The 14,092-nt window shown below is 58.2% G+C and carries 13 protein-coding genes and 3 pseudogenes; 3 read left to right on the top strand and 13 right to left on the bottom strand.

The window, feature by feature from the left end; genetic code table 11:
• Positions 1-19 precede the first annotated feature (19 nt).
• The 3 genes and pseudogenes from HWX87_RS36710 to HWX87_RS36720 all read left to right on the top strand — a co-directional run.
• A complete protein-coding gene (locus tag HWX87_RS36710) occupies positions 20-577 on the top strand; it encodes an NAD(P)H-dependent oxidoreductase (protein ID WP_043179549.1) in 558 nt (185 codons plus the stop codon).
• Positions 578-796: 219 nt separating this feature from the next.
• A pseudogene (locus HWX87_RS36715) lies at positions 797-993 on the top strand (IS21 family transposase); the annotation flags it as partial.
• A pseudogene (locus tag HWX87_RS36720) lies at positions 991-1,410 on the top strand (IS3 family transposase); the annotation flags it as partial. The pseudogenes HWX87_RS36715 and HWX87_RS36720, both read left to right, overlap by 3 nt.
• Before the next feature lie 447 nt (positions 1,411-1,857).
• Here the strand turns inward: HWX87_RS36720 and cynS are convergent.
• From cynS to HWX87_RS36785, 13 genes and pseudogenes are all read right to left on the bottom strand, one after another.
• Positions 1,858-2,307, bottom strand: coding sequence for a cyanase (gene cynS, locus HWX87_RS36725; protein WP_176051681.1), 450 nt, complete (start codon positions 2,305-2,307; stop codon positions 1,858-1,860).
• 47 nt (positions 2,308-2,354) lie between these two features.
• Complete coding sequence (locus tag HWX87_RS36730; RefSeq protein ID WP_176051682.1) at positions 2,355-3,275, bottom strand: ABC transporter ATP-binding protein; 921 nt, start codon at positions 3,273-3,275, stop codon at positions 2,355-2,357.
• Positions 3,265-4,137, bottom strand: a complete 873-nt coding sequence (gene ntrB, locus HWX87_RS36735; RefSeq protein WP_176051683.1) for a nitrate ABC transporter permease — start codon at positions 4,135-4,137, stop codon at positions 3,265-3,267. The genes HWX87_RS36730 and ntrB overlap by 11 nt, the downstream gene beginning before the upstream one ends.
• A gap of 13 nt (positions 4,138-4,150) precedes the next feature.
• Positions 4,151-5,548 (bottom strand): CmpA/NrtA family ABC transporter substrate-binding protein, encoded by a 1,398-nt coding sequence (locus HWX87_RS36740; protein WP_176051684.1) that lies wholly within the window; start codon positions 5,546-5,548, stop codon positions 4,151-4,153.
• A 65-nt stretch (positions 5,549-5,613) separates the two neighbouring features.
• Positions 5,614-6,975 (bottom strand): FAD-dependent oxidoreductase, encoded by a 1,362-nt coding sequence (locus HWX87_RS36745; RefSeq protein WP_244137838.1) that lies wholly within the window; start codon positions 6,973-6,975, stop codon positions 5,614-5,616.
• On the bottom strand, positions 6,972-8,114 hold the full coding sequence (locus tag HWX87_RS36750; RefSeq protein WP_043179557.1) for an acyl-CoA dehydrogenase family protein: 1,143 nt from the start codon (positions 8,112-8,114) through the stop codon (positions 6,972-6,974). The genes HWX87_RS36745 and HWX87_RS36750 overlap by 4 nt, the downstream gene beginning before the upstream one ends.
• 39 nt (positions 8,115-8,153) lie before the next feature.
• Complete coding sequence (locus HWX87_RS36755; RefSeq protein WP_051889732.1) at positions 8,154-8,747, bottom strand: OsmC family protein; 594 nt, start codon at positions 8,745-8,747, stop codon at positions 8,154-8,156.
• 510 nt (positions 8,748-9,257) lie between these two features.
• Positions 9,258-10,385: pseudogene (locus tag HWX87_RS36760) on the bottom strand (IS110 family transposase).
• 124 nt (positions 10,386-10,509) lie between these two features.
• Positions 10,510-12,099, bottom strand: coding sequence for a sigma 54-interacting transcriptional regulator (locus tag HWX87_RS36765; protein ID WP_244115935.1), 1,590 nt, complete (start codon positions 12,097-12,099; stop codon positions 10,510-10,512).
• Between the two features lie 420 nt (positions 12,100-12,519).
• Positions 12,520-13,059, bottom strand: coding sequence for a hypothetical protein (locus tag HWX87_RS36770; protein ID WP_051889734.1), 540 nt, complete (start codon positions 13,057-13,059; stop codon positions 12,520-12,522).
• Positions 13,060-13,298: 239 nt separating this feature from the next.
• Positions 13,299-13,478 (bottom strand): hypothetical protein, encoded by a 180-nt coding sequence (locus tag HWX87_RS36775; protein WP_175865954.1) that lies wholly within the window; start codon positions 13,476-13,478, stop codon positions 13,299-13,301.
• Positions 13,479-13,725: 247 nt separating this feature from the next.
• The gene (locus tag HWX87_RS36780) at positions 13,726-13,908 is read right to left on the bottom strand and encodes a transporter (RefSeq protein WP_175865953.1); all 183 of its coding nucleotides are present in this window, start codon (positions 13,906-13,908) and stop codon (positions 13,726-13,728) included.
• Positions 13,909-13,969: 61 nt separating this feature from the next.
• The coding region (locus HWX87_RS36785; protein WP_176049839.1) for an SDR family oxidoreductase at positions 13,970-14,092 on the bottom strand (123 nt) is incomplete at its 5' end.

Here is a 14,092-nt window from a genome sequence, read left to right on the forward strand (position 1 = left end):
TTTACATACAGGATTCACTATGAACCTTCTGCATGTCGATTCCAGCATCACCGGTCAGAATTCGGTCACTCGCAAATTGACCGCTGCCATTACCCACCGCCTGCGAGAAGCAAATCCGAGCGCAGTCGTGACGTATCGCGATTTGGCTGCGGAGCCAGTTAGACACCTGTCCAGTGCCCCTGCCGGCGACAGCGAAATGCTTGATGAATTCCTATCCGCCGAGGTCGTCGTAATTGGGGCTCCGATGCACAACCTCGGGGTACCCAGTCAATTGAAAGCTTGGCTGGACTGGCTAACCGTTGCCGGCAAGACCTTCCGCTACAGTGAGGCCGGTCCGCTGGGCCTGTGCGGCGGGAAACGCATCATTGTCGCCTCTTCACGTGGGGGCGTTTATAGTGCGCCTTCTCCAATGGCATCGATGGACCATCAGGAGAGTCACCTGCAAAGCTTCTTCAGTTTCCTTGGGATCACGCATTTGGAGATCATCCGCGCAGAAGGTACCGCAATTGGTGAAGCGGATCGCCAACTTGCACTGGAGAATGCGCTCGCGGCCGTATCAGCCCTAGAGACCGCATGAGTTCAAACGAGTTTTAGATCTGCCACCAGCATCGCCCTCGCCAACGTCGTTATCCTCATTGTTCGCCAAGCTGTCACAGGGCGGTGCTATTGAGCCAATGCGGGGTCGGCATAAAGGAGCCACCTGAGGGGCGGCATATAAGCTCCAGTAGCATTGAGGCGAGGACGCGGTTCGAACTTTCCGAGTCGGTACGCTCCGTTCTTTTTGAACGGAGCATCTATGACCAACAGGAAGTTCGAATTGTTTGAGTACCGCCAAGTCCTTGTCCGCATGCGGCAAGGCGACTCCGATCTCGACGTAGCACGCGCGGTTTGATGGGACGCAAGAAGCTGACGTCCGTGCGCCGCGAGGCGGACGCACGTAGTTGGCTGGATTCAGCGCAGCCGTTGCCGGACGACGCCACGATCGCAGGTGTCAGTACCTCGATGACCGCGAACTTCGTTCTGGACGCACTTGAGCAGGCGCTTTACGTCCGTCGGCCCGGCGACGATGGATCTCTTATCCGTCACTCTGATCTCGGGGCCCATTACGTCAGCATTCGCTATAGCGAGCGATTGGCCGAGGCTGGCTTCAAACCGTCGGTAGGCAACCGGGGCGACAGTTACGACAACGCGCTGGCGGAAACGATCAACGGTCTGTACAAAGCTGAACTGAATCACCGCCGCACCGCCTGGAAAACGTGTGAGTCCGTCGAATTGGCTACGCTGGAACGGGTGGTCTAGTTCAATAACCATCGGCTGATGAAACCACTCGGCTATATTCCGCCCGCCGAGGCTAAGGCAAACTTCTATCGACAACGAAAACAGATTACCGGTGAACCGCTATTAACTTAAGCCAACCAGCCTCCATGATTCCCGGTACGGTTCATACTCCTGACCAGCTTAGAAAACAAGGGTATCGATCAACGTTCTTTCCACGGTCATGGCGATAGCCTTCTGAAACACAGATGACTGTGAATTGGCGACGACCCCGGTATTCGCACCTGCTCGTGCACCAGCCGATCGACGACGAGTTCGTCGCGCACGCACGCGTCGCATTCCGGTAATCTGCTCGCTTCCGCCAGCGGGATGAGCAAGATCGGCGATCGTAGGCAGTTCAAGCGCGGCCGCACCACCGCGACGACGCCCAGCGCAGCGACCGCGGCTGCAAAGCGCGAGATCGGCGGCGCCCCGAAGAAGGCGCCAGAAATAGCACGGCCAGCACTCCGGTGCCATCCGTCAGGCCGAGAACAACGCCAGTTACGGCACCGCAAATCACACGCCGGAACAGGTCGTCACGCGTCAGTAACTCTTGTACGGCAGGAACTTGCCAGACAGCACAACGTTGACGCGATCACCCCTCGGATCGGCCTCGCGCTGGATGTCCATCGAGAAATCGATGGCGCTCATGATGCCGTCGCCGAATTCCTCGTGGATCAATTCCTTGATCGTCGTGCCATAGACGCTCACCACTTCATACCAACGGTAGATCAGCGGATCGGTCGGCACCGGCGTCGGCAGCGATCCCTTGTACGGCACGATCTGCAGCCACGCGACGGCTTCGTCGGAAAGGTCAAAAATCTTGCCGATGGTTTCCGCCTGGGCCTTGTCGAGCGTCATCTGACCGAGACATGCAGCGGTTGCCCATTCTTTCGAAAGACCGACGCGGCGTGCCACATCTACCCATTTGATGCCCTTTCGAACTTTGGCTGACACGATCATCTCTGTCACTTGCGAGCGGCTAGTAATCACGAAACTCTCCTGGAAAAAGGTGTAACAACATAAGTGCAAATACCCGACTACGCTAAACGCGCGGCGCGACTTTGCTCGAGATTGACGACGGCGGTCGGATTCGCGTCCAGCCTGACGACGCGCGTCGACTTGTGATGACTCTTGCCGCCTTCTATTTCCTGCTGAATTAGTGCCGATCGCCGTACAAGGAAATCGATCAAATAATTTCGTATTACGTAGAATTGTGGCTCGTTGACAAGCGTTTCGCGTGTCCGGCTTCTCGGTAGCGGATTGACAACAATCTCCGCCAAGCGTGCACGGGGACCATTACTCATCAAAAAAATTCTGTCGGCCAGCAATATGGCTTCATCGACATCGTGCGTGATCATAAAAACGGTCTGATTGGTCGCCGCACAAATCCTCAGCAGCTCGTCCTGAATGACACCTCGCGTGAGCGCATCGAGTGCGCCAAACGGTTCGTCCATCATCAACATTCTCGGCTCGACCGAAAACGCACGTGCGATACCGACTCGCTGCTTCATGCCACCCGACAACTCGGACGGCTTCTTGTCTACCGCGTGCGACAGCCCGACCATGTCGAGAAATCGCAGCGTGTGCTCGGTGATTGCTGCTCTGCTCCAGTCCGGATGACGCGAACGTACGGCGAACTCCACATTTTGCTTCGCGGTCAGCCACGGCAACAGTGCATGCCCTTGAAATACCACACCACGATCGAGACTCGGGCCCGCGATTTCTCGCCCCGCCATCACCGCCACCCCGGACGATGCTTCCTCGAGTCCGGCAAGCACATTAAGGATCGTACTCTTGCCGCACCCAGAATGCCCGATAACGCAGATGAACTCACCCTGGTCCATGCGAAACGTCACGTCTTCGAAGACGGGGGGTATGTCCTCACGATACTGCTTCGAGAGTTCGTCGACTTCGACGAAAGCTTGCCGCGAACTGGCACGACCATCATTACTCGGCATAGGTCACCTTCCTTTGCAGACGCGCAAACATCAGATCGAGAACCATGCCTACGACACCGATGACCAGCACGGCGAAGATCACGTTCGGCAGTGAGAAGTTGTTCCACTGGTTCCAGACGAAATACCCGATCCCGGTCCCACCGACCAGCATCTCTGCTGCGACGATCACGAGCCATGCAATACCCATCGATATCCGCATTCCCGTGACGATCGTAGGCGCAGCAGCCGGCAGAACGATCTGGAATGCTTTGCGCATCGGCTGGACCTCGAGTGTCCGCGCGACATTCAGCCAGTCCTTGCGCACGTTCGCGACGCCGAACGCGGTGTTGATCAGCATCGGCCAGATCGAGCAGATGCTGATCACGAAGATGGCGGAAAGCGACGCATCCTTGATCGTATAGAGCGCAATAGGCATCCATGCCAGTGGAGAGATCGGCTTGAGCAACTGGATGAACGGGTCGAACGCGCGGTACAGAACCGGTGACATACCGATGGCAAATCCAAACGGAACAGCGACGACGACCGCGAGCAGATAGCCTCCCGCAACCCTCATCAACGACCATGCCAGCTGTATACCGATGCCCTTGTCGTTGGGGCCATGATCGTAGAACGGATGGGCGAGATTACTCATTCCGACTGCGAGAAACTGCGCCGGCGTCGGAAAGCCGTCGTGCCGCGTCGCGCCGGCGTCATCTCCTGGCACCGGTTGGCCCATCAACTTCGCATATTCGATCTGCTCGGGTGTCACATGCAGTTGCGGCGTCTGTCCTTGCTGCGTCGTGGCAATCTGCCAGACCAAAGCGGCCAGACACAGCACGAACAGCGAAATCAGCGCAGCGCGCATGCGAAGTGTCGCTTTCATGGGGGATTTCACTTCACGCTCTCCTGATCGAAAAACTGGAGACATAGCCCTTGGGATCAGCCGGATTGAACTCGCGTCCCATGATCGTGTACGTCTGGAAACCGCTCGCAGGATCCATCGTGCTCGAGAACGGGTCGGAAAGTTCCTTCATGCGTGCCCGCGCGTCTGTAAGCAGGAAAACCTTTCGCGCGAGCGAGGCATAATCGACATCGCTCTTGATGTACCCCCAACGACGCATCTGCGTGAGCATCCAGGTTGCCATCGAGTACCATGGTATCGGGTTGAAGTCCGCCCGGTCCGGTTCGTTACGTACGTTGCCGAGACCGTCCGCGTAGTGCCCACTCAAAGCTTGTAGAACAACCGTTTCTGGCTGGTTCAGATAGTTCGGCGTCGAAATCGCTCTGGCGATCGCGGGCCGGTTTTCGGCCTTGTGTGCGCTCGCCGACGCTTTGAAAAGCGCACGGAACAGCGCCGCAAAAGTATTCGGATTCTGCGTGATGAATTCCTGTGACACGCCGAACGCGCAACACGGGTGGCCATTCCAGATGTCCTTCGACAAGATGTGGATGAAGCCGATTTGGTCGTACACCGCACGTTGATTGAATGGATCTGGCCCCAGGAACCCGTCGATATTGCCCGCGCGCAGGTTAGCGATCATTTCGGCCGGCGGTGTCACTCGCAGTTGCACGTCGCGATCGGGATCGATACCGTACTCCGCGAGGTAGTAGCGCAATAGGAAATTGTGCATCGAGTACTCGAACGGGATTGCGAACTTGAAACCCTTCCAGTTGCGCGGGTCACGATTGTCCTTGTGCCGCAGCGCAAGCGTAATCGCCTGACCATTGATGTTCTCGATTGCCGCCACACGCATCGGCTGCGGCGACGACCCCAGCCCGACGGAAATAGCCAGAGGCATCGGCGCGAGAAAATGCGACGCGTCGAGCTGACGGTTGAGCATCTGATCGCGCACAAGCGCCCATCCGGCGGTCTTACTGAGTGTGACGTTGAGCCCCTGTTCCTTATAGAATCCCAGTGGATCCGCCATGATGAGCGGCGTCGCGCAGTTGATCGGGATGAAGCCGATTTTCAGATCCTTCTTTTCTATCGCGCCGGGCCGCTCGCCAGCCATCGCCTGAAGGGCAGCCAGCGGCAACACGCTCGCGATCGCCGCGCGCGCTACGCTGCTTCCGACGGCCTTCAAAAACCTGCGGCGAATCAGGTCGTTGGGAAAGAGAGCGCGCACGACTGCAGCCTCGACGAAGTCCTGCGATAGTGCATCCGCATCCTCGCGACGGACAGCCAGCCGCGCGTTCGCCGCCGACTCGTGTTCGGATTGGTTCAGGTGCTTACCGCACGAGCAACCATCGAGCGATCGATCGGCGCTGTAGGGTTGGTACAGGTTGTCATTCATGCTCACGGGACCCTATGTATCGGACAGTTGAAAGGCGATTCACAGAAAGACGGGCGCTTTGCATATCACACAACCTGTTGCGGCGTCGCACGCCCCGCTACGAGGCGTGCGACTCGCTCCGCGCCAAGCCACTGCTCGGCGACGATACTGTCGTCGCAAGTCGTCGCTTCGCGCCATATGCCATTCGCGCGAGGCAAACCGTGAACCACAATTGGGAACGCGCGCGTCTTCAAACGAATGACAGGTGTTCCGTGCTGGTAACCTTGGTGCGTCAGTCCCAAGACATGATGCGCGAGCGCATTCGCCTGCCGTGCGATGGGTTCGATGAAACGGCACGGCACTCCATCGATGCTGATGCAATCGCCTACGGCATAGATGTCCGCATGACTCGTCTGCATGGTCCGTGCGTCAACGACAATTCCGTTGTCGAATGCGAGTCCTGCGTCGCGCGCGAGCCGCGATTCCGTCTCAAGTCCGGTCGCCGCCACCACCTCGTCGACGAACAGGGCGTCGCCGTCACGTGTCACGACGCGCTTGCAGCCATCGGCGGCAATCTCGATTTGAGCGATACGGGTCGAACCGAGGAAACGGCAACCCAGCAAGTCCAGCTCAGCGCGCAAGCGCTTCGCGACGAAGTCCGGTACGAGTCCACGCAGCGGCTCCGCGTTGATGTCGATTAGCGTGACCGCATGACCGGCCTTCGTGAAGTCCTCGGCAAGCTCGACGCCGACCATGCCCGCACCGACTACGGCTACGCGACGCGCCCCGTTGCTCAATCGCGCATGCAAACCTTGCCAGCCGACAAAGTCATTCACGCGCCAGCACAGCTCTGCCGGAAGCGACGCGGGAAGCGCGGGCCGCGATCCTTGTGCGAGCACCAATTTCGTGTATCGAAAACTGCCGCGCGTCGTGCGTAACTGACGCGTACGCGACGAAATGCCAACGACGAATGTGTCTGCGATCACGCGAACGCCGAGCCGGCGGGCCGCATCGGCGGCCGGATCGCGGATCATGTCGCCCGGCGCCAAACCGCGGCTCAACGCGACCGAAATTTCCGGCTTGTGGTAGCGGTCCCCCTTGCAAGCGGTCACGAGGGTGATAGGGACTTCGCGATCGAGTGCGCGCACGGCCTCGGCCGTGCTCCATCCCGCGATGCCCGCGCCGACGATCACAACGCCGGCGATCTTGGCGTTCGTCACTGCACCAGCCTCGTGCGCCCGCGGCAGTTCCTGTTCGAGAATTGCGTCGCACGGCTCGAAATCGGCTTTGGTCACACCGCAAAGAGGGCATTCCCAATCGTCCGGAATGTCTTCGAATCGCGTGCCGGGCACGAGACCGCTGTCCTCGTCGCCCAATTCTTCGTCATAAATGAGACCGCAGGCGCGACACAGAAATCGTCGCCACGGCGGCACATCGAGGGCATTCATACAGGCATCTCCTCACGGGACAAACGGTCCATCTCCCAGCGCAGGTGCTTGATCGCCGGGGTCACAATCGCAACAAAGTGCGCTTCGCGCACACGGCGCTGGGGAGCAGCGCTGGAGAGATACCCTCGAGCCCCCTGATGCAGCAGTGCAGACTGCGATGCGCGTAGTGCGAGTTCGGCACCCTGCGCGCGCGCATCTAGCACGCTCATAAAATAGTCCTTGCTTCCGTCGTAAGGCGTTTGCGCAAGCATTGCGACTTGCTCCGCCAGTTCCGCGTATTCGGCCTCGAGGTCATTCGGGCGGTCATGTAGAAAGCGGTTCACGTGACCGAGGACCGGTTCGACCTCGCGCATCGAATCGATGCTTCCCTGCGACACGCCCAACGCCATGCCCACTTGCAGCAAAACGAACACCGCGCGGATGCGGGCGATGAAAGGACGTGCAGGATCTGCGATCAGCATGTCGTCGCCGACGAATAGTTCGTCGACCCGCACGCCCCACGTGCTGGTTCCTTCCATCCCAGAGAACTCTGGGCACTGACGCAAGTGCACCTGATCTGTGCAACGGACCAAAAACATGATTTCGTGCGACAGCGAACCGTCATCGCGATACACGCCGGCCATCGCGCCGAAGTGGTGTCCCGGTGCGATATGGCTGACCCAAGGCAGTGCGCCGCTCACGCGATACCCACCGGGCACAGCCACCGCACGCAACGACATCTTCTCGATACCGGCCAGTGCCTTCATCGGATTCGACAGTGCAGTGCCGCCAAAACTGCGGCCCATCATGTGCTCTCTAAGTAACTCACCGGTGAGCGCCGGATTGCCCGACTGCTCCATATACAGTCCGCAGACGTCATGACACCACGTCATGAAGCCTGTCGATCCGCATCGGCGGCTGATCGCGCGCATCGCGTCGATCGACAGCGCGATCCGATCGCCGCCGCACGTCAAATGCGCACCAAAGGCACCCACCGCTCCCAGCGACGCCATGATGTGTAATGGGTAAAACCCGTCATGGTCGATACGATGGGCAACTTCGGCCAATTGCTTGTCAGCAATAGCAGTGACATCCGCGATGATCCTGTCCGTAGGCCAGGATGAGTCGAGCAGGCTGCCCGAATAATCACTAACGTTCATGGTGCGTCTTCCAGAGGGCGGTGGGCATGCAATGCTCGATCAGTCCGCCAGCGAAATGCTGAACTGAACGGGATTGCGCATCGTGTTGGCGACCGGCGAAAAGAAGTTCGCGTGCTCGACAATCTCCTTCAATTCTTCGCGACTCGCGTCGCCCTCGATCTGCACCCTGACGCGGATCTCCTGAAATCCCATCTGCGCTGGTACACGATCCGCGCCGCCCGCCCCCCATGCCGCCGTGTTGCCGATATCACCCTCGAGCGAAATCTCGAGACGTGACAAGCGGACCTGGCGGAACGTCGCGACTGCAGTGATGCCGACGCCGAGGCAACCTCCGAGCGCGGACAGCGCAATCTCTCCGGGCGCCGGAACGGTGTTTTCGCCGAACAGATGAAGCGGCTCATCGACAACGACGGGGTTGTGGTCGCCCACATAGCTCCACGAGCGAAATTGCCCCTTCATCACAGTGCGCACCTTGTTGGTGCCGCGACGCTCCGGGTTGTCGCGTCCTGATGCCGCGAAATTTAGAAGCCCGTCGCGATCGATCGGACGAAGGAAAGTTTCGATGGTTTCAGTCGTGGCAGTAGTCAAGATAATCTCCTGTTCGGTGCGGCACCAACGGTGTCCACGTTTCATCTCAAACGACCATCAAGCGGTCACAGACACTAATACAAGAGTTATGCCAGGCGATTTTTTTTCGATCTACGTGCTTGTTTTAATGAATAAAATAAATTTTTAAGCACTGCCGTGGCAACAATTAGAAGAGTGACAATCACGTCGACATTGTTAACAATGTCGATAATGTCAATTGTCAGATCTGGCTTCGCCCGCGGCCACCAACGCACAGCGGCTGATATAACTCCTGCTGTCAATCAGGATCGGCTTTTCGGTCTTCAAATGCATGTTGTCCGATTTTCCTGAGGGCGACGCAGCAGTATGTCTCGACGGTGAATCACGCTGATATCCACGGGCTGGTTATCGCATTACAGAGGTCCGCCCTATGAGCCTGCCGCAATCTAGGACCGCAAGTCGAATCAGACTCGTTGCGTAGCCGCGTCGCGGGCTACTCGCGTGCCAGGCTACGCCGCCTTCAGGAAACTCCTTCTCGAGTGGTTGGGGTGATTCAAGCGTTGTTCAAGTGTCGCGCTACGCCATGCACACCTCGGACCGGACTGCGAGTGACATCACGTGTCGGCTGATGTCCCAGATGACGCCACTGAGTTCGCGCGCGGCCGCAATCACCGCGATATTCTTTTGCTTGCCGCGTGCGACGAGCTTCCGATAGCGCCGACACAGGTGCATCTGCGCATACCGCGCGGTCGACGACGGACTTGGGGATGCCTTCGCGGCTAGGCTGGTTCCGGGACTCACGCGGGCCGGGCACTGGTAGCTTCAGGTGGCTTCGACGAGCAGCTTTCTCTCATCGCTGTTGCCATTCTTGGGGATGCTGCCGTGACGACGCTTCTCGCGTGACGAGTGTTCGCCCGGCGTCACCTCAGCCAGGTCATCAACTTGCGTGGGTGCACGAAGCGTGACAGCTAGCCCAGCTCGGCGCGCACGCCCACTGCTTGGTGCACTGCACGCCGCGCATCGTCTGCAGACACAACATCGCCGGATACAGGCGCCAGTGGACAACCGCCTCGCGCAAGGCTGCCTCCAGCCGGTACATTGCGCGAGGCGGTCCTCAATCGTGCGCCAATGCCCCTCCAACGCCAGTTTCTGCCATACGCTGTCGCACGCAGTCTTGCTCAGCCAAAGCACCGGTGCGCCGGCCCCTAGTCGGCTCGACGCGATATAGCGCACACCACGCTAGGGTAGAAAGGCTTTCAGCCGCTGCCGTGTCGGCTTCCGATCGTCCTTGGCGCTAACCGAGGTACGGACCACATCGTGAAACGCTTCGTCTTCGACGCTGGGCACGTAGACCACTGAAAGGTCGCGGCAGGTAGCAATCGCACCAGCATGATCCCGTCGCGACGATCAGCCTTCCTCCATTCTCCCGGCTTCGCAGGAATCAAGGACGGCGCGCACACCATGCAGACGCAACCCTTCTGCGCGAGTTGTCGGTAAAGCTCATAGCCGAACGGGCCAGCCTCGTATACGCACGCTGATGCATCGGGCGTTCGACTGCAGGGGCTTTCATAACCGATCGATAGCCATCCAGATCGTATAGATCTCGCCAAGCAGTTCGACCAAGCTCGCGCCGAACGCATAGGCGATTGTGATCAAGTCCTTATGGGCATCGAGACCGACAGACAGCGTGCCATCGTCCTCCATGCTGACTGCCACGGTGCAAATCGCCGCGTGCGGTCCTGACCACACCATGCGGCTCTGGCAGCGATGCCAACCCGTCTTTGTCGCCTTGCGACAGGCAAGCCCGACCTCACGGGAGTCGTACCGACTAGGACTTCACGACTTTCTTCCAGCGGTAATTGAATTGCCTCGGCGTGAGTCCGAGTATCTGAGCTGCGCGCGACTTGTTTCCGCTCGTGCGCAACGCTTCCTTAAGTTGCTCCGCCGTATGCGAATTGTTCGTCAGATAAGGCCGCGCGACGGAGGCGTGATGATGTCCCGGCAGCGACCGTTCCACCGAAGCCTTCTTATCCATGAGTTCCGCAGCGGGCATGAAGCGATCGATATCGTCAGCCTCCAGAATAGCTTTTTCCGCAAGTAGCACGACTCGCTCGATGAAGTTCGACAGTTCGCGAATGTTTCCTGGCCATGTATGCTCTTCCAGACGCCGATAGGCGTCGGCCGATAGGCTGACATTACGCTGGTTCGCCTGATTCGTCCGGTTGAGGAAATGCAGCGCCAACGCACGAATATCGCTTTTTCGCTCGGCAAGCGACGGGAGTGTGATCGGAATGACATTCAACCGATAAAACAGATCCTGCCTGAAGCGCCCTTCGCTCACTTCTTTTTCGAGCGTTCGATTCGTCGCCGCGACAAGCCGGATATCAACGCGAATCTCGTGCTTCCCACCGAGTCGTGTGATCATCCCCTCCTGAAGTGCGCGCAATAACTTGCCTTGCATCGACAAGGGTAACTCACCGATTTCATCGAGAAAAATGGTCCCCGACGACGCCTGCTCGAATAGGCCCTGTCGGCCTGTGTTCGCTCCAGTGAATGCACCACGCTCATACCCGAACAGCTCCGACTCGAATAGTGAGTCGGGAATTGCCGCGCAATTCACCTTGATGAATGGCTTGTCGCGTCGCCGGCTCGCGAGGTGGAGCGCCCTCGCGAATAGTTCCTTACCAGTGCCCGATTCCCCAAGCAACAGGACGCTAGCCGTCGCATCCGATACTCGTTCGAGCTCGGATATCGCCTTGAGCAATGGCGCCGATGTCCCGACGATCCCATAGCGAGCGCTTTCGTGTTCCAGCGCATGCAAAAGGATGCGATTTTGTTCTTCGAGTGCGCGTGTCTTTGCTTCGAGAATCGTCTGTAGTTGCAGCAACTGTCCAATCAATGTTGCGAGGATGCGTAGCATCGACACATCGTTCGCGATCGCGCGATGACGTGTGCGAATGCGATGGCAGGCGAGTACGCCGACCGTCTGATCGTCGATGCGAACGGGCAACGCGATAAACGAAACAGGACCCGGCGGTAGATCTTTGCGCGCGACAGCACGTGCAAGGAAAACATCGTCGCGATCGATATTTTGCACGATCACCAATTGTCCATGGGCGAGCACGTGGCCTGTCACGCCTTCGTCGAGACGGTAGCGGCCACGGTCGATTTCGGACCGCGTTAAGCCGTATGCATGCCTGATCCGGCAGGTCTCGCCATCGGGATCTTTGAGAACCACACGGCCACGATTCAAACCGAGCAGTTCCGACATCAAATGCAAGATCTCCCTCAGGACGATATCCGGAGTAAGGCTCTTCCCTACCAGATTCATGACATTCTGGAAGAGCAACATCTCCTGCTCGCGCCAAAACGCAGGAGAATCACTTTCACGACTCAATTGCTTGTCAGGAAGTTTCATACGGGACCACACACCAGAGCGATGCATCGAGTCTACTCGCGCCAATTTTCCCCGCACAATTCCGATCGCACCGATCGGTTCAAGGTTCGGGCTGGTTCACTCCGGGCAGCGACCGAAGCGGAATCAGCGGACTCAACACACAACTCATCAAGTGCACTGACCCCAACAGCAGCTTCTCGGCGCCTCTCGATTCTGCCTCCACATCGGTGACAATCAGGAGTGCCAGCGCCATCAGTCACTTCCAAAGGCTTCATGGCACTGCCGTTGTGAGGTCGGGCAACAGTCACAGCACAATTCTTCGATCCGGTCAGTGGAACAGCGGTGCATGCGAACTCGAAGCACGGCCGTGCCTCTGCGTCGCCTGGCAATTATCGGTGTAGCCCTCACACGCAACGTTTCAGAAAGCCACTCCTCGCCCTCTCAATCCGGCACTCGTTGGTCGACCGACGAGAATTGCCTGAAGGTAAGAAAAGACAATGTCAACAATGCGCTTCCGATACCAACGGCCAGCGGAAAAATCCAGTTGGCATGGGGCATGACCTGTGGCAAAAGACCGACCGCAAGCGCAGGAGTAACGTACACGCGACTGAGACGCAACGTCACGACCCCGGCCAGCATAGCAAGGATCGTTGATTCGAAGCCTGGTCCAAAGAGAGCGAGCGCAGCTACACCAGCCGCTGCTGTGATCATGCAAACACATGGCAATATAATAGGACGTTGCGCCCATGGCCATATGTCTGCGTGCGCAAACATCTCGAAAGCAATGACGACGAGGGGTGGGAAGAAGATCATCCTGATCCCCACCCACGTCGAAACAAGATATGCAAGCAGCAAGAATGCTGTAAAGAACGGCACCCATGTGAATTGCCGAGGTACACGCTCCAGTTCGTCATCGAGAACGTCAACCGGGCTAGACCGTGTTGAAAGTTCGCTGGCGGCAAAAAGCCCCTGGTGCGCCATCGACAGACCAGCGAGTAAGCAGGTTCCGACTAGTATCGAAGCAGGATACTACCAACTCGTCTCGCCTAGCGCCAACGCCAGAAAGCAGGCTGAAATTGCTGGCGCCACGGGTGATCGCAGTACCTTGATGATCGCGATCGACCCGAGGACGCATGCTGCGATCGACCAAGGTCCATATGGCATGTAGTGGGTAACAGCTACGCCCAACAGAGCTGCAATTACGGGCGTGATCGTGAGCATCAATGGCGCGCGCGCCCATACCCGCACGGCCGGACGAAGACGTCGTAAGAAAGCGCCGCAAGTTCAGGAAATAGGATCGACGCAATACCAATCACCGACGCAGCCTTGGCGATACCGCCCATGAAGCAAAGAGAGGCAAAGATGCCCAACAGGAGGATTCGGGAGTCTGGCTTGAACATGGAGCGGACTTCTCTGGAGCGCAGTAGGATTGAGACTTGTTGGACTTTCACCGCCAGGTCGCCTGAAAACCACGACACCATTGCGACTTGATCGTAGTTTTGCGTAGAGTCGACCGAACGGGCCACACAATGACTTTCATTGAACCCGGGGACTCAGCGGCGGAGTCTGAAGGAAATTGCAAAAGCGGGCGAGAGCCTCAGGGGACTGACCCGACCGTCAGCACGACGGTTTCCTCTAGTGGGAATGTCAAGCAAAAAATGTTCTTTTGAACACCGTGACTCGCACGCAAGAGTTCAATCTCAGCGAGAAATTCCAGCGGCTTTCAACGAGAGTCAGCGCATGATTGACGTTGTAGCTGCCGGTGGGAAGATAAACGAAAGGCTTGATGCCAAGATGGCGATTGCTGCCCGGATCGTTGAGCAACCACACTGTTCGGCGTCTTCGCGCGGGCCGTCTGACTGTCGATGAACAAAGGCAAGCGGCGTACTGCTCAACCCGTATCGCCGCCCGCGACCGGCAGCACCGTGCCGGTGATGTAGCTGGCCTCGTCGGACGCGAGGAACAGGATCGGCGCGATCTGCTCGTCGAGGCTGCCGTAACGCTTGAAGTACGT

This window comes from Burkholderia sp. BCC1644, from assembly GCF_902833225.1.
In the GTDB taxonomy this organism is placed as follows: domain Bacteria; phylum Pseudomonadota; class Gammaproteobacteria; order Burkholderiales; family Burkholderiaceae; genus Burkholderia.

Excerpts from the sequence above, each read along its gene's own strand:
- HWX87_RS36710 (WP_043179549.1), top strand. The coding sequence starts at position 20 with ATGAACCTTCTGCATGTCGATTCCAGCATCACCGGTCAGAATTCGGTC.
- HWX87_RS36730 (WP_176051682.1), bottom strand. The coding sequence starts at position 3,275 with ATGCCGAGTAATGATGGTCGTGCCAGTTCGCGGCAAGCTTTCGTCGAA.
- ntrB (WP_176051683.1), bottom strand. The coding sequence starts at position 4,137 with ATGAAAGCGACACTTCGCATGCGCGCTGCGCTGATTTCGCTGTTCGTG.
- HWX87_RS36740 (WP_176051684.1), bottom strand. The coding sequence starts at position 5,548 with ATGAATGACAACCTGTACCAACCCTACAGCGCCGATCGATCGCTCGAT.
- HWX87_RS36745 (WP_244137838.1), bottom strand. The coding sequence starts at position 6,975 with ATGAATGCCCTCGATGTGCCGCCGTGGCGACGATTTCTGTGTCGCGCC.
- HWX87_RS36750 (WP_043179557.1), bottom strand. The coding sequence starts at position 8,114 with ATGAACGTTAGTGATTATTCGGGCAGCCTGCTCGACTCATCCTGGCCT.
- HWX87_RS36755 (WP_051889732.1), bottom strand. The coding sequence starts at position 8,747 with ATGAAACGTGGACACCGTTGGTGCCGCACCGAACAGGAGATTATCTTG.
- HWX87_RS36765 (WP_244115935.1), bottom strand. The coding sequence starts at position 12,099 with ATGAAACTTCCTGACAAGCAATTGAGTCGTGAAAGTGATTCTCCTGCG.
- HWX87_RS36770 (WP_051889734.1), bottom strand. The coding sequence starts at position 13,059 with ATGGCGCACCAGGGGCTTTTTGCCGCCAGCGAACTTTCAACACGGTCT.
- HWX87_RS36775 (WP_175865954.1), bottom strand. The coding sequence starts at position 13,478 with ATGTTCAAGCCAGACTCCCGAATCCTCCTGTTGGGCATCTTTGCCTCT.